The organism is Achromobacter sp. HNDS-1 (genome assembly GCF_040084795.1).
Lineage (GTDB): Bacteria > Pseudomonadota > Gammaproteobacteria > Burkholderiales > Burkholderiaceae_B > Achromobacter > Achromobacter ruhlandii.
On sequence record NZ_CP157584.1, the window covers coordinates 6,227,254 to 6,247,024 of the forward strand.

The window sequence follows — 19,771 nt, forward strand, 5'->3', positions numbered from 1 at the left end:
CTGAAAGGTAAAAAAGAGAAAAATCGGGGGGCGACCCGCATTGGAAGGTTGTCGTGGTCATGGAATCAGTGACAAACTCAGCGCACGTGCACTACACATAAGCTGTCGCGGGATCCCATTCACTCGGGAGCCGAACGCTCCGGAGGTCGTCGCCTCGCGGGCCGCAGCGCCGCCAGGCCCGCCCTGTCCGGACGCCGGCGCCAATGCTGGAGCGATGAATGAAAGACCAACCTGTATCCGGACGGCGCGGCCTGCTCAAGGCCCTGGCCGTGGGTGTTCCCGGCGCCGCCTGGGCGCCCGCCACCCTGGCCGCGCCCGAAGCCGCCACCCCGCCGGCAGCCTCATCGGCAACCTCCCCGCCCGCCGCGCCCGCCCAGGCCCCCAACCGCGCGCTCCGATTCTTCAACGCCCAGGAGGCGCGCGCCATGGACGCCATCGCCGCACGCCTGATTCCGGCCGACGAGCTCGGCCCGGGCGCCAAGGAGGCCGGCGTGACCCAGTTCATCGATGGCCAACTGGCCGGCGCCTGGGGCGCGGGTGAACAGTTCTATCGCCAGGGCCCCTTCGAAAAAGGCACGCCGGAACAGGGCTACCAGCTGTCGTTCACACCCGCCGAGATGTTCCGCCGCGGCCTGGCGGCGCTGGATGCCGCCACCCGCAAGCAGGACGGCAAGCCCTATGCCGAGCTGGACAGCGCGCGCCAGGACGCCTGGCTGCACGACATGCAGGCAGGCAAGCCGGATTTCTCGCCGCTGCCGTCGGAGGTGTTCTTCCAGGCCCTGCTGGACGCCACCATCGAAGGCTTTTTCTCCGACCCGCTCTATGGCGGCAATGTCGACATGGTGGGCTGGAAGCTGGTGGGGTTTCCCGGCGCCTACGCCTCGTTCTCGAACGACATCGAGCGTCATGGCGTGATCTGGGCCGGCCAGCCGGTGTCCATCGCCAATGCGCGCGGCCACATGATGAAACCGGGAGACGGCCATGGCTAAGACCCTGCCCGCGGTGGATGTGGCAATCGTTGGCGGCGGCTGGACCGGCGCCATCATCGGCAAGGAGCTGGCCGCGGCCGGCCAGCGCGTGGTGGTGCTGGAACGCGGCGAAGCGCGCTGGCCCTCGCCCGATTTCCAGGGCCCCTACGTCCACGACGAACTCAAGTACACGCGGCGCCACGAACTGCACCAGAACGCGGCCACCGAAACCTTCACCTTCCGCAACAACACCGACCAGAAGGCGCTGCCGATGCGGCGCTGGCAGTTCGCCTACCCCGGCACGCACCTGGGCGGCGCGGGCAACCACTGGTCCGGCGCGTACTACCGTTTCGACCCGACGGACTTCCGCATCCGCAGCCACTACACGGAACGCTACGGCGCCAAGATTTTCGACCCCGAGCTGACCTGCCAGGACTGGCCGCTGACCTACGATGAGCTGGAACCGTACTTCGACCGCTACGACTACCTGATCGGCGCTTCCGGCCAGGCCGGCAATCTCAAGGGCCAGAAGCAGGAAGGCGGCAATCCCTTCGAACCGTGGCGCTCGCGGCCCTACCCCAACCCGCCCATGAAGGTGCCCTACGCGCCGGCGCTGTTCGGCGAGGCCGCCAGGAAACTGGGTTACCACCCCTACGTGCAGCCGTCCGCGCTCTGTACCCGGCCCTACGTCAACAGCGAAGGCCTGCACATGAGCGCCTGTGTGTACTGCGGTTTCTGTTCCAACTTCGGCTGCGAACACTTCGCCAAGGCATCGCCGCAGGTCTGTATCCTGCCGGTGGCGCTGAAGCTGCCGACCTTCGAGATCCGCACCGGCGCGCACGTGCTGCGCGTCGAACTGACCCCGGACAAGAAGCGCGCCCGCGGCGTGACCTATGTGGACGCGGCCGGCGAAGAGGTCTTCCAGCCGGCCGAGATCGTGGTGCTGTGCGCCTTCGGCATCAACAACGTGCGCCTGCTGCTGCTGTCCGGCATCGGCCAGCCTTACGATCCGGTCACGGACAAAGGCGTGGTGGGCCGCAACTATACCCACCAGACCACCTCGGGGGTGAATCTGTTCTTCGATGAATCGGTGAACATCAATCCGTTCATGGGCGCCGGCGCGGTGGCCGTCACCATGGACGACTTCAGCGCCGACAACTTCGACCACGGTCCGCATGGCTTCGTTGGCGGCGGCTATCTGCAGATCCAGGTGGTCAGCGGCGCGCCGATCGGCTTTCATCCCACGCCCAAGGGCACGCCGGCCTGGGGCGCCGAGTGGAAAAAGGCGGTCAAGCGCTACTACAACCACGCCGCCAACATCACCATCACCGGCTCGGCCCAGCCGTGGCGCGGGGGCTACCTGAGCCTGGACCCGACCTACAAGGACGCCTGGGGCCTGCCGCTGCTGCGCGTGACCTACGACTTCCCCGACAACGACATCCGCATGTCGGCGTTCCTGACCGAACGCGGCGACGAGATCGGTCGCGCCATGAAGGGCGTGACGCGCACCGAGCCCGGCCCGCGCAAGCGGCCGTTCTCGGCCACGGTCTACCAGTCGACCCACCTGACGGGCGGCGCGGCCATGGGCGCCGATCCCGCCACCAGCGTGGTGAACCGCTACGGGCAATCGTGGGACGTGCCCAATGTGTTCGTCACCGGGGCGGCGCTGTTCCCGCAGAACTCGGGCTACAACCCCACGGGCACGGTAGGCGCCACGGCCTACTGGATTGTCGAGAAAATCAAGGCGGACTACCTGCGTTCGCCGGGACGGCTGGTGTGATCATGATCGAACATCGCAATGGCATCCTCATCGCCGTGGCGTTGATGGTGGGCGTGCCCGCCATCACGCTGCTGGCCACGCTGCACCAGATGTTCGGCACCGGCGGCGACGGCCCGATCCGTGCCTCGGCGGTCCAGGCGCCGCCCGCGCCGGCGCCCGCCGCCAAGCCGGCCCCGCAGGCCCCCGCCGCCGCGTCACCGGCGTCACCGGCGTCGCCGGCTGCGGCGGCCCCGGCGGCTGCCACGCCAGCGGGCGCGGCAACGCCGGCCGCCGCCGCGCCCGTGCCCGGCCGCAGCGCCCAGGACTTCAGCGCCTCGCGGCCGGCCTGGGAAGGCTATCTGCAAGGCGCCGACCCCGCGCTGGGCAAGCAGCTCGCGGCCAGCGGCAAGCCGGCCGCCGGCGTGCAGGCGTGCGTCGCCTGTCACGGGCAGGCGGGCATCACGCCCACCGGCGGCATCTTCCCCAACCTGGCGGGGCTGACGCCGGAGTACATCGCCAAGCAACTGGCCGATTTCCGCCAGGGCACGCGCAAGCAGGCACTGATGAACACCGTCGCCCAAGGCCTGAGCGAGCAGGAAATCGGCCAATTGGCCGCCTACTACGGCTCCCTGGCCGGCCCGCCGCTGCACGTGGGCGAGACCGGCGGCGAGGCCGCCCGCAAGCTTGACCAGATCGGCGACGGCGCCCGCGCCCTGCCCGCCTGCGCCAACTGCCACGGCCTGCGCGGCCTGGGCGAAGGGCCGCTGCTGCCGCGCCTGGCGGGCCAGTCCAAGGAGTACTTCGCCGACCAGATCAACGCCTTCCGCAATGGTTCGCGCCAGAACGACGACGTGGGCGTGATGCGCGCCTTCGCGCAGCGCCTGACCGACAGCGAGGTCGAGGCCCTGGGCCAGTACTACGCCGGCCCGCGCTGAACGCCGCCCGCCCGGCCAACGTATTGGCCGGGCGGTTTTTTTGCCGCCGGGCCGCCCCAAGGCAAAAACGCCCCCTTGGGGGGCAGCGACCCGCGTAGCGGCTGAGCGTGGGGGCCTCCCTTGCCGCCGGGCCGCCCCAAGGCAAAAACGCCCCCTTGGGGGGCAGCGACCCGCGTAGCGGCTGAGCGTGGGGGCCTCCCTTTCCGCCGGACCGCCCCAAGGCAAAAACGCTCCCCCTTGGGGGGCCAGCGACCCGCGCAGCGGCGGAGCGTGGGGGCCTTTCCTTGCGTCCTGTAATTTGTTCTTGGTGTTTTCCCTGATGCCTTTCTATAATTGCGGCACCTTCAACCACCCCGAGATCATTGTGGACAACGACGGATGTAGTCGATACACGACTGCTTGCGCCGCTTGACGCAGGATCCGCAGAGTTTTCTGCCGAGTCCTGCGTAAAGCCAGGACACGGCCATCCGGCTCCGGCAGCCCCGCTGCCCCGCCCCGGGCCTTACCCGATACCCGCTTTGCCGACGCGAACCGCGCGCCTTGTTGCGCCCGAGCCGTGCCGGATCGGCGGCGCATGCATGTGGACTTTTCCACCGTACTCCCCCTGGAGACGATCATGCGCATCAAGAAATTCCTCCCCTTCCTGGATGGCGCCGCCACCGTGCGCGGCGCCGGCGCGGCCCCGGTTGCCACCGCCCGCCCCGCCATCCCCACCTATCAGTTCACCATCGTCAGCGTCGCCGACACGCTCAACGCGCTGCGCAAACAGCTCTACCACGAGCTGCAGGCCCTGGACCTGCGCGTGCTGAACGTGCGCGTCTCGCGCCCGGATGCCGACGCGCTCGCCAGCACCACGGTCACGCTGCAGTGCCCGCCGCAAGTGCGCGGCCTGCTCAGCGCCATCGCCCTGCGGCTGGGCCAGAGCCCCGACGTGCGCCGCGTGCACTGGGAAAACGAAGACGGCGCCCGCATCGCGGTACTGCCGGCCTGAGCGACGGAAAGGAGGCTGTCATGAAAGACCCGTACAAATGCCTGCTCGTCGCCCGGGTGGCGGCCTTGCTGCTGCTGTGGGTGCTGGCGTTCATCCTGACGGCGGCCTCGGTCTGGCAATTGCCCTGACGGCCGCTCCGCCCCTGGCGGCGCCGCGTCCGGGCCAAGACCCGGCCGCCGGCGCGCCCCGCACAACACGCTGAACCCGAGAACAACAAGATGAAGAACTTCGAAAACATCCAGCTGCTGACGCTGGCCAATACCCTGATCAGCCTGGCCACGGCCTTCGTGCTCGGGTCCATCGTCGGCTTCGAGCGCCAGTACCGCCAACGCACCGCCGGACTGCGCACCAATGCACTGGTGGCGGTGGGCGCGGCCATCTTCGTCGACATGGCATTCCGCGTCGGCGGCCCCGACGGCGGCGCGCGCGTGATTTCCTATGTGGTGTCCGGCGTCGGCTTCCTGGGGGCCGGCGCCATCATGCGCGAGGGCGGCAGCATCCGCGGCCTGAACACCGCCGCCACGTTGTGGGGCTCGGCCGCCATCGGCGCCTGCGCCGGCGCCTCGCTGATCCTGGAGGCCCTGGCGGCGACGGCCTTCGTGCTCGCGGCCAATACGCTGCTGCGGCCGGTGGTCAGCTACATCAACCGCCAGCCGGTCGACGCGCAGACCACGGAAGTCACCACCGTGATCCACGTCATCGCCCACGTCGACCAGCGCCAGGCCGCCATGACCGTTCTCGAGGACGTGCTGGAGACCGAACAGTTGCCCCTGTCTGAATTGAAGATCGACCAGTTCGGCGAGCACGAGGTCGAGATCGAGGCGGCGCTGAGCGAGGCCTCGGTGGACGAGCTCGACCTGGACCGCGTGACCGCGCGCATCGCCGCCGCGCCGGGCGTGCGCACCGCCTTCTGGGCCGCGCGCACGGTGTAGGCGGGCGCGTCGCCGACCCCTGGCCACCTCGGCGACGGGTTCCGTCCGGCGCCGATACGCCCTAGAATGGGCGCCGATCATGCGCCGTCCCTTCCCCTTGCCCGCCCGCGACGCCGCCCGCCTCTGGCTGGTGCTGGCCTTGTTCGCGCTCAAGGCGCTGGTGCCGCCGGGCTTCATGCCCGCGACCCAGCAAAGCGGCACGCTGATCCAGTTGTGCTCGGCCGCCGGCCCCGTCTGGGTGGCCGGTCCCGCCAGGCACAGCGACGCCCCGGACGAACGCCATGCGGCGCAGGCAGCGGCCTGCCCCATGGGCGCGATGCTGGCGGCGGTGGCCCTGCCGCCGTCGCTCGCGCCCCTGCTCGCCCTGGGCGCGGTCATGGCCCATCCGCTGGCCGCGCGCGCCCCGCCGGCCGTCGCCGACGGTTTCCCGCCCGGCCCGCCGCTGGGGGCCCGCGCCCCGCCCGCCTTCCCGGTATCCCGCTGATCGCTGTGCCGCGCCCGCGCGCGGCTCCCTTGGCTTACCGAGAATATCCATGTTTCCTTCTTACGCCAGGACGCGCCGCGTCCTGCCGCGGCGCGCGGCCGTCTGGACCGCGCTCGCCTTCGCTCCCGCCTTGCACGCCCAGTCCGTTCCCGCCTCCGCCGCGCCCGCCGGCGTCGCCACCTTGCCCGCCATCGCCGTCTCCGGCGCCACCCCGCCGGCCACGCTGCTGGACCAGGCCAGCACCGGCACGCTGCTGGGCCTGGCGCCGCTGGACACCCCGGCCAGCATCGACATCCTGAGCAACGAACAACTGCGCGAGCGCGGCGCCGTCACCGTCACCGACGCCATCACGCAGGCGGCCGGCATCAGCACCCTGCGCCATCCCGGCAATGGCGGCTCGTCGCTGTCCTCGCGCGGCTTCACCGATTCCAATTCGGTGGCGATGCTGTACGACGGCGTGCGCCAGTTCGGCGGCGTCGGCCAGACCTTCATCTACGATCCCTGGGCCGTGGACCGCATTGAAGTCCTGCGCGGACCGGCCTCGGTGCTGTATGGCGAAGGCGCCATCGGCGGCGTGGTCAACGTGATTCCCAAGAAGCCCACCCGCGGCCCGATCGAGAACGAGATCCAGGCCACCGTCGGCAGCCACGACACGCAGCGGCTGGGCTTCGGCAGCGGCGGCGCGCTGGATGACAAATGGTCGTACCGGCTCGACCTGAGCGGCAACCACGGCGACTCGGGCATCAGCCTGGGCGACGCACGCGACCTGGCCGTCACGGCGGCGCTGCGCCTGGACGTGTCGCCCGAACTGAACTTCACGCTGACCCAGGCCTACGCCTGGCAAGAGCCGACGCGCTACTTCGGCACGCCGCTGGTCGATGGCGATATCGACTACCGCCTGCGCGGCAAGAACTACAACGTGGCCGACAGCAAGATCATCTACCGCGACAGCCGCACCGAACTGAAAGCGGAATGGACGCCCAACCCCGCCACCCGCGTGCGCAGCCGCCTTTACTACATCGGCAGCGACCGCGACTACCGTGACGCCGAAAACTATACCTGGCAGCCCGCCAGCGGCCTGATCCAGCGCAGCGCCTACACCGACATCCGCCATGACCAGGAACAGGTCGGCAACGTCACCGACGCCAGCTTCGATGGCCGCCTGTTCGGCCTGGCCAACAAGGTGGCCGTGGGCGTCGAGCTGAACCGCGCCTCCCTCAAGCACACCAACAACTCGCCCTACTCGGGCACTTCGCTGGTCGATCCCCAAGACGTCGATCATGGCCGTTTCATCAACGTGGCCGGCACCACGCCGCGCTACCGCAACACCGCCGAGCAGTACGCGCTGTTCGCCGAGAACCGCCTGATGCTGACCAGCCGCTGGTCGGTGCTGGGCGGCGTGCGTTACGACCACATCGACCTGAAGCGGCGCGACCTGGTGGCGGACCGGACCGCGTTCGACACCACCTTCAACAACGTCGGCTGGCGCATCGGCACGGTCTACGAACTATTGCCGACGCTGTCCGTCTACGGCCAGTACGCCGAAGCCGCCGACCCCATCGGCAGCCTGTTGTTGCTGTCGCCCGCCAACAAGGACTTCGAGCTGTCCAAGGGCCGCCAGGTCGAGGTGGGCGTCAAGCAGACCTTCTGGGACAACAAGGGCCAGTGGACCCTGGCGGCGTATCACATCCGCAAAAACAACCTGGTGACGCGCGACCCGAACGACCCGTCGCTGCGCATCCAGGTGGGCGAGCAATCCTCGCGCGGCCTGGAGGCGACGTTGGCGGTCGAGCTGACGCCGGCGTGGCGTATCGACCTGAACGCCGCCGTGCTGCGGGCCCGCTATGACGACTTCAGCGAATCGGTCAACGGCGCGGCCGTGTCGCGCGCCGGCAATGTGCCCACCGACGTGCCGCAACGGCTGGCCAATGCCTGGGTCAGCTGGAAATTCGCGCCGCAATGGACGGCCAGCGCCGGGCTGCGTTATGTCGGCAAGCGCTACGCGGATGCCGCCAACCGGCTGGAAATGGCGGGCTACACCACCACCAACCTGGCCCTGCAATGGGAGCCGCGCCGCGACCTGACCCTGGCCTTGCGGGCATTCAACCTGTTCGACCGCAAATACGCCGAAACCGCCTACTACAACCAGACCCAATGGTTGCTGGGCGAAGGCCGGCGCGTCGAACTGAGCGCCAACTACCGCTTCTGATTCATTGGGTGAACAGATCGGAGATCGCGTCGCCCAGGTCTTTCACCGCGCCGGCCACGCCGCTGGCCGCGCCTTCGGCCCCCACGCCGATGGCGTGGCCGAAGCCGCGCGCGATCTGGGCGGCGAATCCGCGCGAGGCCGAGAACTTGGGATTGTCGAGGCCGCCGGCAAGCTTGAATTCCATGCGCAGCGTGCCATGGCGGTCTTCCAGCGCCGCCAGCACTGCCTTGCGCGGCAGGGAGAACAGCGAGCCGTCGCCGCTGAACTTCAGGTCGCGCAGGGCCACCGTTCCCGAGGCGTTCAATTGCCGCTTGGCGATGGTGGTGCGCATGTCCAGGTCCATGGCGCCGCCCGCGAGCGAACCCGCGCCGTTCTCGGCCAGGTATGGGGCGGCATAGCGGATATCCATGTTGCGCACCGCCACGGTCATATCGGCATCGCTGCCGCCGACTTCGAGCGAGCCGGTGGCCAACACCGTGCCCGTGCCGACGCGGTTCTCACGCACCGTGCCCTTGAACGTCATGTCGCTGCGCTGGCCATCGGCCGGCAATGCCAGGGGCCGCAGGCTGGCGGAGACGTTGTCGAACGGAATGCGATGGGGCGGCCGGGCGATGGCGGCATCGACGAATTCGAGACGGCCGCCGTCCAGAATGAGTTCATCGGCGCGAAACGGCGAGCGCGCGCCGGCTTCACCGCCATCGGCCTGGCGCAGTGCCGCTTGCAACGCGGGGGCAATCTGCATGTCGCCATCAGCGCCGCGCAGGACCGTGAAATCGAAATCCTCGACGGTGATGCGGCGGAACACGGCTTCGCGGCCCAACAGCGAGCGCCATTCCGGTTCGGCCACCACGCGCCGCGCGCTGGCCGGCTCCATGCCCTCGGCGCCGGTGATTTTCACGTCGCTCAACACCACTTCCTTGAATCCCAGGCTCACCTGTCCCACTTGCGCGCGCGGACCCAACAGGGCGGCGATACGCCGTTCCGCGACGTACTTGCCAGCGAATGCCAGCGCCGCCAGCAAGACAACGACCAGCACCAGGATCGCCGGCAACTTGCGTGCGAACGGACGCCGGCGAGACGCGGCGGGAGGGTTGACCATGGTGAGTCCCGAGAGAGAGAGTGGCCGGCGCGCGGTCACGCGCCAGGGGCCGCGCGTCCGAGCGGTAGCGCAGCGGGCCCTGCCTCGCACCATAGCGAGCGCAAAGCCCGCGCGCAAGCCATATGGCCTGACCGGTGCGCAGCCACCAGGACCGGCGCGCGCCAGGAACGTCGCGGGCGCGCATGCGGCGATGCCCGCGCAGGGGGATCCGCGCGGGCATCGCCGCCACTCACCCCGCCCCTGCCGGCGCCGAGGCCGGAAAGGGGGCTGGGCGCGAGGCCGTCAACGCATCAGCGCTGCGTCTGCGGACGCTGGGCCTGCCCCGGCTGCTGGCCGGGATTGCGGTCCTTGTCCATCTGTTGGCCGCCGTGGCCGGGTTGTTGCTGTCCCGGCTGGTTGCGATCCTTCGGGCTTTCCTGGGATTGCTGTTTTTGCGGCTGCTTTTGCTGATCGGGCTGATTCGGGTTTGCCATGGCAAGTCTCCTGATAAGCGGAACCATTCCGCAAGGAATGCCTTAGCAACCGCCGTGCCCGGGCCTGCGCTCGCCCGGGCGGCCGCGCGTGGCCGGCGGGCGGACCGTCCCGTCACCGGTAAATTCAGGACATGAAGGGTAGAAAGCGCCGCCCGCCGCGGGTGGCGGAGAGCCGGCCCTTACTGCGTAGTGACGTGGGCCGGCAGGCCGGTCTCCGCGTCCTGCGGATCGAAGGCATCCAGCCAGGCCGAGGCGTAACTGGCCGGCGCCGCCAGCGGTTCGCCGCGGTCGCGCTGGACCCGCAGGCGCATCAGCAGATCGTCCAGCGGCATGGGCCGACCCAGCGCGTAGCCCTGGCCGTAGCGGCAGCCCGCCGCGCGCAAGGCGGGGATATCCGCGACGTTCTCGACGCCTTCGGCCACCACGCGCCAGCCCATCCGGGTAGCCAGTTCGGCCGCGGTGCGCAAGACCTCGAACGCCACCGCGCTGCGGCGCATGCGGGTGACGAAATACTGGTCGATCTTGACTTCCGAGAGGGGAATGGCCGACAGCAATTTCAGGGACGCGTGACCGGTGCCGAAGTCGTCCAGGCTGACCTCGCACCCGGCCTCTTCCAGTTTCGCCAGCGTGGCGCGCAGGACATCGAGCTCCTTGATCGGCTGATCCTCGGTCAGTTCGACGCGCAGCAGCGAGGCCGGCAGTTCGGCCGCATGGATGCGCGCCAGCAGGAAATCGACCGCGCGCTCATCCGACAGCGTCGAGGCCGGCGCATTGATGGCCACGGGAATCGCCATGCCGGCACGGCGCATGGTCTGCAGCATGTCGATGACGCGCTGCGCGACCCGCTCGAACAGGGTGCGATCCAACCCGAGCCGGTTGACGGTGGGAATGAACTCGGCGGGCATCACGATGCCCAGCCTGGGGTGTTGCCAGCGCGCAAGCGCCTCGGCCGATACGATGCGGCCGGTCATCAGGTCCACCTGCGGTTGCAGCAGCACGCGCAGGCCGTCTTTGCCGGTAATCATGGCGGCGACTTCATCGTCGCTCACCACCGAGCTTGTGGAAGCCTCGTGGGTTGGCGTCATGTCTTCGCTCCTGGCGTGCCCCGATTTACGGCCTGCGCTGTCCGGGCGCAGAGCGAGGCACAATGGACATGAGTATTCACATGCGGCCGCAAGAAAAAATGCATACTGCCTTGTGCACTACCCAGCTATTTGATCGCCAATGTTTTTTTATGCGATTTTGCGCATTTACTCCAGGCATTTATTCACCCTTGCGGCGCCAAAGTCACATATATGTAACCAGTAGTATTTATCGACGCGATTCCGCGAAAACCGCAATATTCGGACGCTAAAAAAAATCGCCCGGTTTTCGCCTTGTCGACATGGTAGCGTTGCGACTTTTCCGCCCGTAGCCCCTTTTTCGCGTGACTACCCTGCTCTCCCGCTGGCGCCTTTCGCTGCGCCACGTCCTCTGGCTGGACGCCCTGCAAGCCGCCGCCATCAGCGCCGCGCCCGTCATTCTTGCCGTGCTGGCGCACGAGCCCCGCCTGGGCTGGACCGCCATCGCCGCCTTCTGGGCCTGCTTCGGCGACCCCGGCGGGCCGTTGCGCCAGCGCGCCGGCGCGATGCTGGCGCTGGGCCTGATCGGCGCCCTGTTCTGCTTGCTGGCCAGCGCCAGCGCCAATCACCTGTGGCTGCTGCTGCCGCTGACCTTCGCCTGCTGCACCTTCGGCGGCCTGTTGCGCGTGCTGGGGCCGGCCGCCGCCATCGTCGGCACCCTGCTGTCGGCCGGCTTCGTGGTGGCGGCGGAATTGCCGGCCCCGACCCTGGCGGCCAGCCTGTCGTATACGCTGTTTTTCGTGGCCGGCGCGCTCTGGGCGATCCTGATGACCGCGCTGGTGTGGCGCCGCCGCCCCTGGAAAGACGCGACCCACGCGGTGGCGCACTGTTACCGCGGGCTGGCCGATTTCGCCGACGCCCTGGCGCGCATGTACTCAGGCCTGGCGCCTGCCGCCGGCCCCCAGGCCTGGAGCGCCGTCACCCGGCCGCAGCGCAGCGGCGTGCGCGCCGCCCTGGAGGCCGCCCGCGTGCGTATCCGCGAGGTCCAGGACGCGCGGCCGTCGCGACGCGCGCGCGCGCAGCAATTGTTCTACCTGCTCGATAGCGCCGAAGACAGCTTCATCGCGCTGGTCGCGGCGGCCGACCTGCTCGAATCGAACGCGCCGCGCTGGCTCGGCCGCGCGGCCGGCGCCAACCTGTCGCACGCCTTGCACCGTTACGCCAGCGTGGCCAACGCCATCGCCAGCACCTCGGACGTCAGCGATGCGCGGCAGGCCGACTGCCTGCGCGAACGCCTGGCGCACTTCGCCGCGGGCCTGCACGAATTGCGCGGCGCCGCCCTGGCCCATGCGCCCGACCTGGCCACCATGGTGCCGGTGCTGGACCGGCTGCAGCAGACCGCCCAGGCCGTCGGGCACGCGCTGTTCGACGAGGGCGCCGCCCCGGCCGCGCCGGCCCAGGCCACGCGCGTCGATTCTCCCATCCGGGCCGCCTGGCGCAGCCTGCGGCAGAACCTGCGATTCGAATCCGACGCCTTCCGCCACGCCCTGCGCGTCGGCATCGGCGCCACCATCGCGGTCGCGCTGTCGAAGACCTTTGCGGTCAACCACGGCTACTGGATGTCGCTGACGCTGGTGTTCATCCTGCAGCCCTACTTCGCCACCACCTGGCAGCGCACCATCGAGCGCGTGCTCGGCAGCGTCGCCGGCGCCATCGGCGCCTCGCTGCTGGGGCTGCTGCTGAGCACGCCGCTGTCGGTGGCGCTGGCGGTGCTGCCGATCGCGCTGGGCACCTTTGCCGCCCGCACCATCCACTACGCGCTGTTCACCTTTTTCCTGACCTCGCAATTCGTGCTGGTCAGCCATATCCAGCAACCGGATATCTATGAACCCATGCTGGCGGCGCTGCGCGCGTTCAACAGCGTGCTGGGCGGCGTGCTGGCGCTGCTGGTGGGATTCCTGGTGTGGCCGGAAAAGGAACCGCGCCAACTGGCGGGCGCGCTCAGCCGCGCACTGGAGCGGCATGCCGCCTACGCGCTGGCGCTGGCACGCGCCAAGAGCGGCGCCGGGGAAGACCTGGACATCGTCGGCTTGCGCCGCCAGGCCTGCCTGTCGGCCGACAACGCGGAGGCCTCGCTGCAGCGCCTGCAGCAGAATCCGGTGCACCGCGACCGCAACGTGGACACCGCCGTGAACCTGCTGAACGCCATGCGCCGGGTCACCGCGGCCGGCACGGTGCTGGAGATCCAGCCCGCCCTGTCGCCGGACAGCGCGGCGGCGCCGGCCCTGCGCGACTATGGCCTGGCCCTGGCGCACGCGCTGCATCCGCAGGAGCCCGCGCCGGCGGCCGACATCCGTCAGTGGGCGGTGCCGCCGGCGCTTGCCGCCGCCGCGCCCGAGCTGGCCGGGCCATTGGCGCGCATCGCGCAACAGGCGCGCCAGGTGCGCCAGTTACGCGACCGGGTGCAACAGGCCTGAAATGGCCGCGGGCTTGCGGCGACCCCGCCAAACTGCGGGGCGCTTGACGCGCATCAAGGGCGCCAGGCCTGGAACGCGCAACGATGGAGGCCTACCGCGCACAAAAGGAGGCCGCCATGTATCGCCGCATTTCCGTCCACCTGGACCACGGATTCGATTGCCCCCGCCGTACCCGCGTGGCGCTGGCCCTGGCCAGACGCCACCAGGCCGAACTGGTCGGCATCTACGCCAGCTCGGCGCCGCCACAGTACTACTACGGCGAATCGGTGATGCTGTCGCGCACGCTCAACGTCATCCGCGACCTGCAGGCGCAGAATCGCACCGCCGTGCAGAACGCCTTCCTGGAGGCGGCCGCCGCCCTCGACGTGCCGGCCTCGGTGCGCGCGGGCGAGGGTTCTCCCAGCGCCTGCGTGGCGCGGTTCGGCCGCACCAGCGACGTGCTGGTCGTGAGCCAGGAAAACCCCGAGGACGTGGAAGCCGCGCACGAGGTCGAGTTCGTCGAACAGACGCTGCTGACCGCCGGCCGGCCCGTGCTGGTGGTGCCTTCCAGCGGCGATTTCCCGACGCTCGGGGAGCGCGTGCTGTACTGCTGGGACGGCAGCCGCGAAGCCGCCCGCGCGCTGGCCGACGCGGCCCCGCTGCTGCGCACGGCCTCGCACCTGGTGGTGCTGACCATGGACGAAGGCGCCGCCTCGCGCAAGGAGGCCTCGGTGCCATTCGAAGACCTGGCCACCTATTGCATCGCCCAGGGCATGCCGGCGCCCGACCACGTGCGCCGCGACATCAAGGGGGTGGGCGTGGGCAGCACCATCCTGAACGCCGCGGCCGACCACAGCGCCGACCTGATCGTCATGGGCGCCTACGGCCACAGCAAACTGCGCGAATGGGCGATGGGCGGCGCCACCGCCTCGATCCTCAAGAGCATGACCGTGCCGATCATGTTCTCGCACTGAGGCCGGTTTTTCAGCCCTGCGGCACCGGCGTCAGCACCGGCCTGCCGGAAAAATGCGCGGTGGCGTTGTCCAGGAACAGCGCCACCGTGGCCGCCACCGCCTCGGGCGAGCGGCCCGCGCTGTGCGGGGTCAACACCACGTTGTCCAGGCCGAGCAGCGCCGGCGGCACCACCGGCTCGCCCTCCACCACATCCAGACCGGCCCCGGCGATGCGGCGCTCCGCCAGCGCCGCGATCAGCGCGTTGGTATCGACCACGCTGCCGCGCGCGATGTTCACCAGATAGCCCTGCGGTCCGAGCGCTTCCAGCACCGGCGCGTCCACCAGGTGGCGCGTGCCGGCGCCGCCGGGCGTGGCCACCACCAGGAAATCGCTGGCGTCGGCCAGGGCGCGCGGGCTGTCGTAATACGCGTAGCCGCAATCGGCGCGCGGACGACGGTTGTAATAGCCCACCGTCATGCCAAAGCCGTTGGCGCCGCGCCGGGCGATCTCCAGGCCGATGGTGCCCAGCCCCAGGATGCCCAGGCGCTTGCCCGAAATCTGCGGCCCCATGAAACCGCTCCAGTGCCCCTGGCGCACCCAGGCATCGGCCTGCGGCAGATGGCGGGCCGCGCCCAGCAGCAGCGCCATGGCGTGATCGGCCACCGATGTGGCGTTGGCGCCCGGACCGTGCGTCACATGCAGGCCGCGCGCGCGGGCGGCGGCCACGTCGATGTTCTCGAAGCCGACGCCCAGCGAACAGATCAGCTCCAGCTTCGGCAGGGCCGCCATCTCGTCGGCATGAAAGCCGGTGGCGCCGCGCGTCAGCACCACGCGGATCTCGTTGGCATGGTCGCGGATCGCCTGGGCGCGGGCGGCGGGAGTGGTGGCAAGGATGCAGCGAAAGCCGCGGTCTTCGATCGCGGGCAGGAAATCGTGCACGCTGTCTATCAGTATCAGGAGGGGGATCGTCATGTTGCTGCGGACCGGAAGCGGGAAAATGCGAGGCGCCAAAAAAGACGCCGGCCGATCTTACGCCTCGGTACAATTGCGCGCCACCCGCCTCGCCCGCCGTCGACCATTCCATGAAAGCCAAGTTCCGCAAGTCCCTGCGCACCGCCGTGTCATTCCTGCACCGGTGGACGGGCCTGGTCCTGGGCCTGGTGCTGGTGCTGGCGGGATTGAGCGGCAGCCTGCTGGCCTTCGACCACGAACTTGACGGCTGGCTGAACGCCCCGATGCTGCGCAACACGGCCGGACACTGCGCCGCGCCGTTGCCGCCCTCTGCCGCGGCCCGCGCCGTGCAACAGGCCTGGCCGGGCGCCACGGTCGGCGCCATCACGCTGCCGCAGGCGCCACGCGACAGCTACCGGGTGCAGTTCAAGCACGCGGAGACCACGGCCAATGAAGCGGGCGTGGACGCCTGCACCGGCCTGCTGCTGGCCAGCCGCGACCGCGACGCCGTCACGCTCGACCGCGCCCATCTCATGCCCTTGTTGTTGCGCTGGCACATGACCCTGCTGCAGGGCAAGACCGGTCGCGAAGTGCTGGGCTGGCTGGCGCTGGCCTGGGTGGCCCTGCTGCTCGGCGGCATCTACCTGGCCTGGCCGCGGCCGGGGCATTGGCGCCGTTCGCTGTCGGTGACGCGCGGCGTCAGCGCCTTCCGCACCAGCTACGAACTGCACCGCGCCGCCGGCCTGATCACCGCGCTGTTGCTGCTGGTGGTGGCCGGCACCGGCTTTTTCATGGGCCTGCCGCAACTGGGCCGGCAACTGGTCGCCAGCGTCGCGACCGTGCCGCCCGACGCGCGCGCCGCGGCCCTGGCGCCGCTGGCGCCCGGCGAAGCGGAAATCGGTTGGGATGGCGCCGCCGCGAAGGCGCGCGAACTGTCGCCGGCCGATGCCACCCTGGTGATGCTGCGACGCGATCCGGCGCGCGGCGTCTATCAGGCACGCATGCGCCGCGCCGACGACTGGCAGCCCGTCGGCACGCTGCGCTGGTTCATCGATATGCGCAACGGCGCGCGCCTGTCTGGCGCCGATCCCTTGTCCGGCACGCCCGCCCAGCGTTTCCTTGCGCTGATGTTCCCGCTGCATTCCGGCAGCCTGTACGGCTTGCCGACCCGCATCCTGACGGCCGTCCTGGGGCTGCTGCCGCTGCTGTTCTTCGTGACCGGGGTGATCTTCTGGATCAACCGGCGGCGCCTGCAGCATCGCGGGCGCGAAGCGGCACAGGCCCGCGCGCGAAGCGCGCGCCAGGCCTGAGCGTCGCCGCCTGCCCGGGATAAAGCGCCGCTACAGCCGTCCTGTCAGTAGCAGCACGATCAACACGATCAGCACGATCCCCAGCAGGCCGCTGGGGTAATAGCCCCAGCCGCGACTGTATGGCCACGCGGGCACGGCGCCGACGAGCAGCAGGATGAGGATGATCAGCAAAATGGTCGACATGATGACTCCTATTGTTCTTGATCGCGGGACGGTGTCGCCCCTTTTCAATGGACCTTTGTCACTTTTTCCTTGAAGGGCGGATCCAGCGGCGGCAGGTCCACCTCCGGTTCATCGGTGTCCGGATCGACCGGCAGGTCGCCGGGCGGCGAGCCCGGCGGAATCGGTTCCGGTTTGGGCGGGACATGCAGGTACAGATGCGCTGACATGGCGTTCTCCTGTAATGGCACTGCCTTTCGCGCGGCCGGGAGATTCCGGCTTCGCGCCCCTGCGCGCCATGGCGCCGAGGGGAATTTCGTGCGGGCGCGGCTGCGTCGCGACCCGCTACACATTAGGGGCGCGCCAGCGCAAACACGCGCAACAGCTCGCGGTTGAAGGCGGGAATGTCATCCGGCTTGCGGCTGCTGATCCAGCGGCCATCAACCACCACTTCCTCGTCCACCCATTCGGCGCCGGCATTGCGCAGATCGTCCTGCAGCGAAGGCCAGCTGGTCATCTTGCGTCCCCTGACCAGGTCCGCCGAGATCAACAGCCAGGCGCCGTGACAGATCACCGCCAGGGGCTTGCCGGCCTCGTGCATGGCCCGCACGAAGGCGCGGGCTTCGGGGTGCAGGCGGATCTCGTCGGCATTGATCACGCCGCCGGGCAGCAGGACGGCGTCGAACAGTTCCTCGCGGGCCTCGGCGAAGATCAGGTCGGCCTCGACCCGCTCGCCCTTGTCGTGATGGCGCATGCCCTGCACCGGCCCGCGCCTTGCGGACACGATCGCCACGCGCGCGCCTTGCGCTCGCAGGGCGTCGCGCGGCTCGGTCAGCTCCACTTGCTCGAAGCCATCCACCACCAGGATGGCGACATTGAAGTCCTGCAGTGTCTTGGTCATGCAAAGCTCCCTGGTTACGTCAACAAGCCCCTCAGCAAGCGGCGTTCCCGCCGCAAGCCCGGCGAACGCCGCCAGGACGGGCCGACGGGCACGGCGCTTGCTCCGGGCCCGGCGACTGTCAGGAGAGGCAATGGCGAACCACGGTCAGGAGGCGGCGGCGCGCGACGTCGACGGGAATCTGGTCTACCTGGACGACACCCGGCCCGGCTACACCCGGGCGCGGGTAAACGGCACGACGTTTCACTATTTCGATACCGACGGCAAGCGCATCACGCACCCCGCCACGCTGGCGCGCATCCGCGCCCTGGCGATTCCGCCCGCTTACCAGGAGGTCTGGATCAGCCCGCTGGCGCACAGCCACCTGCAGGCCACCGGCCGAGATGCGCGCGGCCGCAAGCAGTATCGCTACCACGCCGACTGGGCGCGCCAGCGCGATGCCACCAAATACCAGAGCCTCGCCGAATTCGGCGCCCGGCTGCCGCGCATCCGCCGCCAGGCGGAACGCGACCTGCGTGCCTCCGGCCTGCCCCAGGCCAAGGTCATCGCCGTGGTGGTGCGCCTGCTCGAAGACACGCTGATCCGCATCGGCGCGCGTGAATATGCCCGCGCCAACCGTTCCTACGGCCTGACCACGCTGACGCGGCGCCACGCCACGCTGCGCGGCGACCAGTTGCGCCTGCGCTTCCGCGGCAAGAGTGGCGTGGCGCACGACGTGACGGTGCGGGACCGGCGCATCGCCCGTGTGGCCAAGCGCTGCCTGGACATCCCCGGGCAGCAATTGTTCCAGTACCTGGACGAGCGCGGCGAGCCCCACGGGGTCGATTCGGAAACGGTCAACGCCTATCTGCGCGCGGCCGGCGCCGGCGATTTCACCGCCAAGCACTACCGCACCTGGGCCGGCTCGGTCCTGGCCTACGCGGCCTTGCAGGGACGGCCTTACCAGGACGAACGGCAGGCGCGCCAGGAGGTGGTGGACGTGATCCGGCAGGTCGCGCGGCGCCTGGCCAACACGCCGGCCGTGTGCCGCGCCTGCTACGTGCACCCTGCGATCATCGAGACCTATCTGGCGGGCCGGCTGCCGCCACGGGCGGCCGCGCCGGCGGGGCCGCGCGGCCTGAGCGCCGACGAACGCCGGTTGCTGGCCTTCCTGCGCGACGCATGACGGCCAGGGACGCCGCGGCTACAGGATGGAAGAGCGGGCGTTCTTGGCGCGCGGCTGCGGCTTGGCGTTGTCGGCCCAGTTCGACTCGGTGCCATCGTCCGCCACCCGGCGGCCATCGCGCGCGGCCTCGTCGGGCGTGGCGGCGGTGGGCTTGGGCGGCTGACGGGGCACGTCGACGGGCGCGCGCGGCGGCAGGAGCTTGCCGCCCTCGGGCCTTTCGCTGGCCGTCGCGGATGGATGGGCAGGCTTGGGGTCGGGCCGTTTGCTGGCGGTCATGGCGTTTTCCGTTTGGTTGGGATGACACCATCCATGCTACGGCGCCGCCGCCCGCGCGAAAATCGATCCACCGCCCAAATTGCAAGCGGATGTGGCATTGCGCGCAGGGGCGGCCGTTCCTGGGTAAAACGAACATTCACAACGAGATGCAATGCAAGACCCCGCGACGGGCCGATGCATGCCAGCCTTTTCCCATGCGCCGCGCCCGCAGCGGATCGCGGCCATGTTTTCGCCAACGCAGACTCCAGGAGGTACCCACATGGCCAATAACCATACTCCCCTGCCCTCGGACTTCCCCGAGAACGGTCCCGATGAACGCGGCCTGCGCCGCCGTCGTCGCCATCCGGAAAGCTGGATCGACGACCTGGAGGCCACGCTGAGCGATGCTTCCGCCACCGACCTGGAAGCGCTCAAGGCGCGCCTGGCCGAGCAGTTGCGCGACACGCGCCACAGCCTGCGTGAAGCGTCCGACAGCGCCCAGGACATGGTGCGCGAGACCATCGACTGCACCGAGCAGTACATCCATGCGCGTCCCTGGCAGGCCATCGGCCTGGTGGCTGGCGCCGCGTTCCTGTTCGGCGTGGTGGTGGGCCGGCAGTAATCCCCTGTCGGCCGCGCGCGATGCGGCGGGCGCCGCTTCGCGCGCGGGCATAGCAGTTGCTCGCGTCTGCCTGCGACGCATCCGCGTCGG

Annotated in this window: 20 protein-coding genes; 12 read left to right on the forward strand and 8 right to left on the reverse strand. The window is 69.7% G+C overall.

Annotation, left to right across the window (positions count from 1 at the left end; genetic code table 11):
* Positions 1–218: 218 nt before the first annotated feature.
* From ABFG95_RS28695 to ABFG95_RS28725, 7 genes are all read left to right on the forward strand, one after another.
* Entirely contained in the window at positions 219–989 is a 771-nt protein-coding gene (locus ABFG95_RS28695; protein WP_049073612.1) for a gluconate 2-dehydrogenase subunit 3 family protein, read from the forward strand.
* Entirely contained in the window at positions 982–2,748 is a 1,767-nt protein-coding gene (locus tag ABFG95_RS28700; RefSeq protein WP_049073611.1) for a GMC family oxidoreductase, read from the forward strand. Before ABFG95_RS28695 ends, ABFG95_RS28700 begins: the two co-directional genes overlap by 8 nt.
* Before the next feature lie 2 nt (positions 2,749–2,750).
* Positions 2,751–3,662, forward strand: coding sequence for a c-type cytochrome (locus tag ABFG95_RS28705; protein ID WP_068950148.1), 912 nt, complete (start codon positions 2,751–2,753; stop codon positions 3,660–3,662).
* Between the two features lie 616 nt (positions 3,663–4,278).
* Positions 4,279–4,653, forward strand: a complete 375-nt coding sequence (locus tag ABFG95_RS28710) for a hypothetical protein (RefSeq protein WP_336729598.1) — start codon at positions 4,279–4,281, stop codon at positions 4,651–4,653.
* Positions 4,654–4,871: 218 nt separating this feature from the next.
* Positions 4,872–5,585: an MgtC/SapB family protein gene (locus ABFG95_RS28715; RefSeq protein ID WP_049073608.1), complete on the forward strand. Its 714-nt coding sequence runs from the start codon at positions 4,872–4,874 to the stop codon at positions 5,583–5,585.
* A gap of 79 nt (positions 5,586–5,664) precedes the next feature.
* A complete protein-coding gene (locus ABFG95_RS28720; protein ID WP_049073607.1) occupies positions 5,665–6,069 on the forward strand; it encodes a DUF2946 family protein in 405 nt (134 codons plus the stop codon).
* 49 nt (positions 6,070–6,118) lie between these two features.
* Entirely contained in the window at positions 6,119–8,278 is a 2,160-nt protein-coding gene (locus tag ABFG95_RS28725) for a TonB-dependent receptor (RefSeq protein ID WP_278990688.1), read from the forward strand.
* A 1-nt stretch (position 8,279) separates the two neighbouring features.
* Here the strand turns inward: ABFG95_RS28725 and ABFG95_RS28730 are convergent, their stop codons facing one another.
* The 3 genes from ABFG95_RS28730 to ABFG95_RS28740 all read right to left on the reverse strand — a co-directional run bounded on the left by ABFG95_RS28730 (position 8,280) and on the right by ABFG95_RS28740 (position 10,935).
* Complete coding sequence (locus ABFG95_RS28730; RefSeq protein WP_238909019.1) at positions 8,280–9,377, reverse strand: DUF748 domain-containing protein; 1,098 nt, start codon at positions 9,375–9,377, stop codon at positions 8,280–8,282.
* Between the two features lie 290 nt (positions 9,378–9,667).
* Positions 9,668–9,850 (reverse strand): hypothetical protein, encoded by a 183-nt coding sequence (locus tag ABFG95_RS28735; protein WP_054419605.1) that lies wholly within the window; start codon positions 9,848–9,850, stop codon positions 9,668–9,670.
* Between the two features lie 179 nt (positions 9,851–10,029).
* A complete protein-coding gene (locus ABFG95_RS28740) occupies positions 10,030–10,935 on the reverse strand; it encodes an EAL domain-containing protein (protein ID WP_054419603.1) in 906 nt (301 codons plus the stop codon).
* 341 nt (positions 10,936–11,276) lie between these two features.
* On the opposite strand from ABFG95_RS28740, the gene ABFG95_RS28745 reads away from it, so the two are divergent.
* Positions 11,277–13,388: an FUSC family protein gene (locus ABFG95_RS28745; RefSeq protein ID WP_054419601.1), complete on the forward strand. Its 2,112-nt coding sequence runs from the start codon at positions 11,277–11,279 to the stop codon at positions 13,386–13,388.
* A gap of 116 nt (positions 13,389–13,504) precedes the next feature.
* The gene (locus tag ABFG95_RS28750) at positions 13,505–14,341 is read left to right on the forward strand and encodes a universal stress protein (RefSeq protein WP_238909021.1); all 837 of its coding nucleotides are present in this window, start codon (positions 13,505–13,507) and stop codon (positions 14,339–14,341) included.
* Between the two features lie 10 nt (positions 14,342–14,351).
* Here ABFG95_RS28750 and ABFG95_RS28755 read toward each other — a convergent pair whose 3' ends face one another.
* Entirely contained in the window at positions 14,352–15,293 is a 942-nt protein-coding gene (locus ABFG95_RS28755) for a 2-hydroxyacid dehydrogenase (RefSeq protein WP_278990695.1), read from the reverse strand.
* Between the two features lie 110 nt (positions 15,294–15,403).
* Here ABFG95_RS28755 and ABFG95_RS28760 point away from each other — a divergent pair, with 110 nt between their 5' ends.
* Complete coding sequence (locus ABFG95_RS28760; RefSeq protein ID WP_049073602.1) at positions 15,404–16,582, forward strand: PepSY-associated TM helix domain-containing protein; 1,179 nt, start codon at positions 15,404–15,406, stop codon at positions 16,580–16,582.
* 30 nt (positions 16,583–16,612) lie between these two features.
* Here ABFG95_RS28760 and ABFG95_RS28765 read toward each other — a convergent pair whose 3' ends face one another.
* The 3 genes from ABFG95_RS28765 to ABFG95_RS28775 all read right to left on the reverse strand — a co-directional run bounded on the left by ABFG95_RS28765 (position 16,613) and on the right by ABFG95_RS28775 (position 17,642).
* Positions 16,613–16,765: a DUF3309 family protein gene (locus ABFG95_RS28765; protein ID WP_049073601.1), complete on the reverse strand. Its 153-nt coding sequence runs from the start codon at positions 16,763–16,765 to the stop codon at positions 16,613–16,615.
* 44 nt (positions 16,766–16,809) lie between these two features.
* Positions 16,810–16,971 carry a hypothetical protein gene (locus ABFG95_RS28770; protein ID WP_167352789.1) on the reverse strand — a complete coding sequence of 54 codons (162 nt, stop codon included), beginning with the start codon at positions 16,969–16,971 and terminating at the stop codon, positions 16,810–16,812.
* 122 nt (positions 16,972–17,093) lie between these two features.
* Positions 17,094–17,642, reverse strand: coding sequence for a type 1 glutamine amidotransferase domain-containing protein (locus ABFG95_RS28775; RefSeq protein WP_049073600.1), 549 nt, complete (start codon positions 17,640–17,642; stop codon positions 17,094–17,096).
* A 130-nt stretch (positions 17,643–17,772) separates the two neighbouring features.
* Here ABFG95_RS28775 and ABFG95_RS28780 point away from each other — a divergent pair, with 130 nt between their 5' ends.
* Positions 17,773–18,804: a DNA topoisomerase IB gene (locus ABFG95_RS28780; RefSeq protein WP_348995239.1), complete on the forward strand. Its 1,032-nt coding sequence runs from the start codon at positions 17,773–17,775 to the stop codon at positions 18,802–18,804.
* A gap of 18 nt (positions 18,805–18,822) precedes the next feature.
* On the opposite strand, the gene ABFG95_RS28785 is transcribed toward ABFG95_RS28780, so the two are convergent.
* Positions 18,823–19,080: a hypothetical protein gene (locus ABFG95_RS28785; RefSeq protein ID WP_063568946.1), complete on the reverse strand. Its 258-nt coding sequence runs from the start codon at positions 19,078–19,080 to the stop codon at positions 18,823–18,825.
* Positions 19,081–19,339: 259 nt separating this feature from the next.
* On the opposite strand from ABFG95_RS28785, the gene ABFG95_RS28790 reads away from it, so the two are divergent.
* A complete protein-coding gene (locus ABFG95_RS28790) occupies positions 19,340–19,681 on the forward strand; it encodes a DUF883 family protein (protein ID WP_049073597.1) in 342 nt (113 codons plus the stop codon).
* Positions 19,682–19,771: the final 90 nt, after the last annotated feature.

What these genes read in the sequence shown, in the direction of transcription:
- ABFG95_RS28765 (WP_049073601.1), bottom strand. Translation starts at nt 16,765, where the DNA reads ATGTCGACCATTTTGCTGATCATCCTCATCCTGCTGCTCGTCGGCGCC.
- ABFG95_RS28785 (WP_063568946.1), bottom strand. Translation starts at nt 19,080, where the DNA reads ATGACCGCCAGCAAACGGCCCGACCCCAAGCCTGCCCATCCATCCGCG.
- ABFG95_RS28750 (WP_238909021.1), top strand. Translation starts at nt 13,505, where the DNA reads ATGTATCGCCGCATTTCCGTCCACCTGGACCACGGATTCGATTGCCCC.
- ABFG95_RS28695 (WP_049073612.1), top strand. Translation starts at nt 219, where the DNA reads ATGAAAGACCAACCTGTATCCGGACGGCGCGGCCTGCTCAAGGCCCTG.
- ABFG95_RS28730 (WP_238909019.1), bottom strand. Translation starts at nt 9,377, where the DNA reads ATGGTCAACCCTCCCGCCGCGTCTCGCCGGCGTCCGTTCGCACGCAAG.
- ABFG95_RS28760 (WP_049073602.1), top strand. Translation starts at nt 15,404, where the DNA reads ATGAAAGCCAAGTTCCGCAAGTCCCTGCGCACCGCCGTGTCATTCCTG.
- ABFG95_RS28700 (WP_049073611.1), top strand. Translation starts at nt 982, where the DNA reads ATGGCTAAGACCCTGCCCGCGGTGGATGTGGCAATCGTTGGCGGCGGC.
- ABFG95_RS28705 (WP_068950148.1), top strand. Translation starts at nt 2,751, where the DNA reads ATGATCGAACATCGCAATGGCATCCTCATCGCCGTGGCGTTGATGGTG.
- ABFG95_RS28770 (WP_167352789.1), bottom strand. Translation starts at nt 16,971, where the DNA reads ATGTCAGCGCATCTGTACCTGCATGTCCCGCCCAAACCGGAACCGATT.
- ABFG95_RS28755 (WP_278990695.1), bottom strand. Translation starts at nt 15,293, where the DNA reads ATGACGATCCCCCTCCTGATACTGATAGACAGCGTGCACGATTTCCTG.
- ABFG95_RS28715 (WP_049073608.1), top strand. Translation starts at nt 4,872, where the DNA reads ATGAAGAACTTCGAAAACATCCAGCTGCTGACGCTGGCCAATACCCTG.
- ABFG95_RS28740 (WP_054419603.1), bottom strand. Translation starts at nt 10,935, where the DNA reads ATGACGCCAACCCACGAGGCTTCCACAAGCTCGGTGGTGAGCGACGAT.
- ABFG95_RS28725 (WP_278990688.1), top strand. Translation starts at nt 6,119, where the DNA reads ATGTTTCCTTCTTACGCCAGGACGCGCCGCGTCCTGCCGCGGCGCGCG.
- ABFG95_RS28720 (WP_049073607.1), top strand. Translation starts at nt 5,665, where the DNA reads ATGCGCCGTCCCTTCCCCTTGCCCGCCCGCGACGCCGCCCGCCTCTGG.
- ABFG95_RS28790 (WP_049073597.1), top strand. Translation starts at nt 19,340, where the DNA reads ATGGCCAATAACCATACTCCCCTGCCCTCGGACTTCCCCGAGAACGGT.
- ABFG95_RS28710 (WP_336729598.1), top strand. Translation starts at nt 4,279, where the DNA reads ATGCGCATCAAGAAATTCCTCCCCTTCCTGGATGGCGCCGCCACCGTG.
- ABFG95_RS28775 (WP_049073600.1), bottom strand. Translation starts at nt 17,642, where the DNA reads ATGACCAAGACACTGCAGGACTTCAATGTCGCCATCCTGGTGGTGGAT.
- ABFG95_RS28735 (WP_054419605.1), bottom strand. Translation starts at nt 9,850, where the DNA reads ATGGCAAACCCGAATCAGCCCGATCAGCAAAAGCAGCCGCAAAAACAG.
- ABFG95_RS28780 (WP_348995239.1), top strand. Translation starts at nt 17,773, where the DNA reads ATGGCGAACCACGGTCAGGAGGCGGCGGCGCGCGACGTCGACGGGAAT.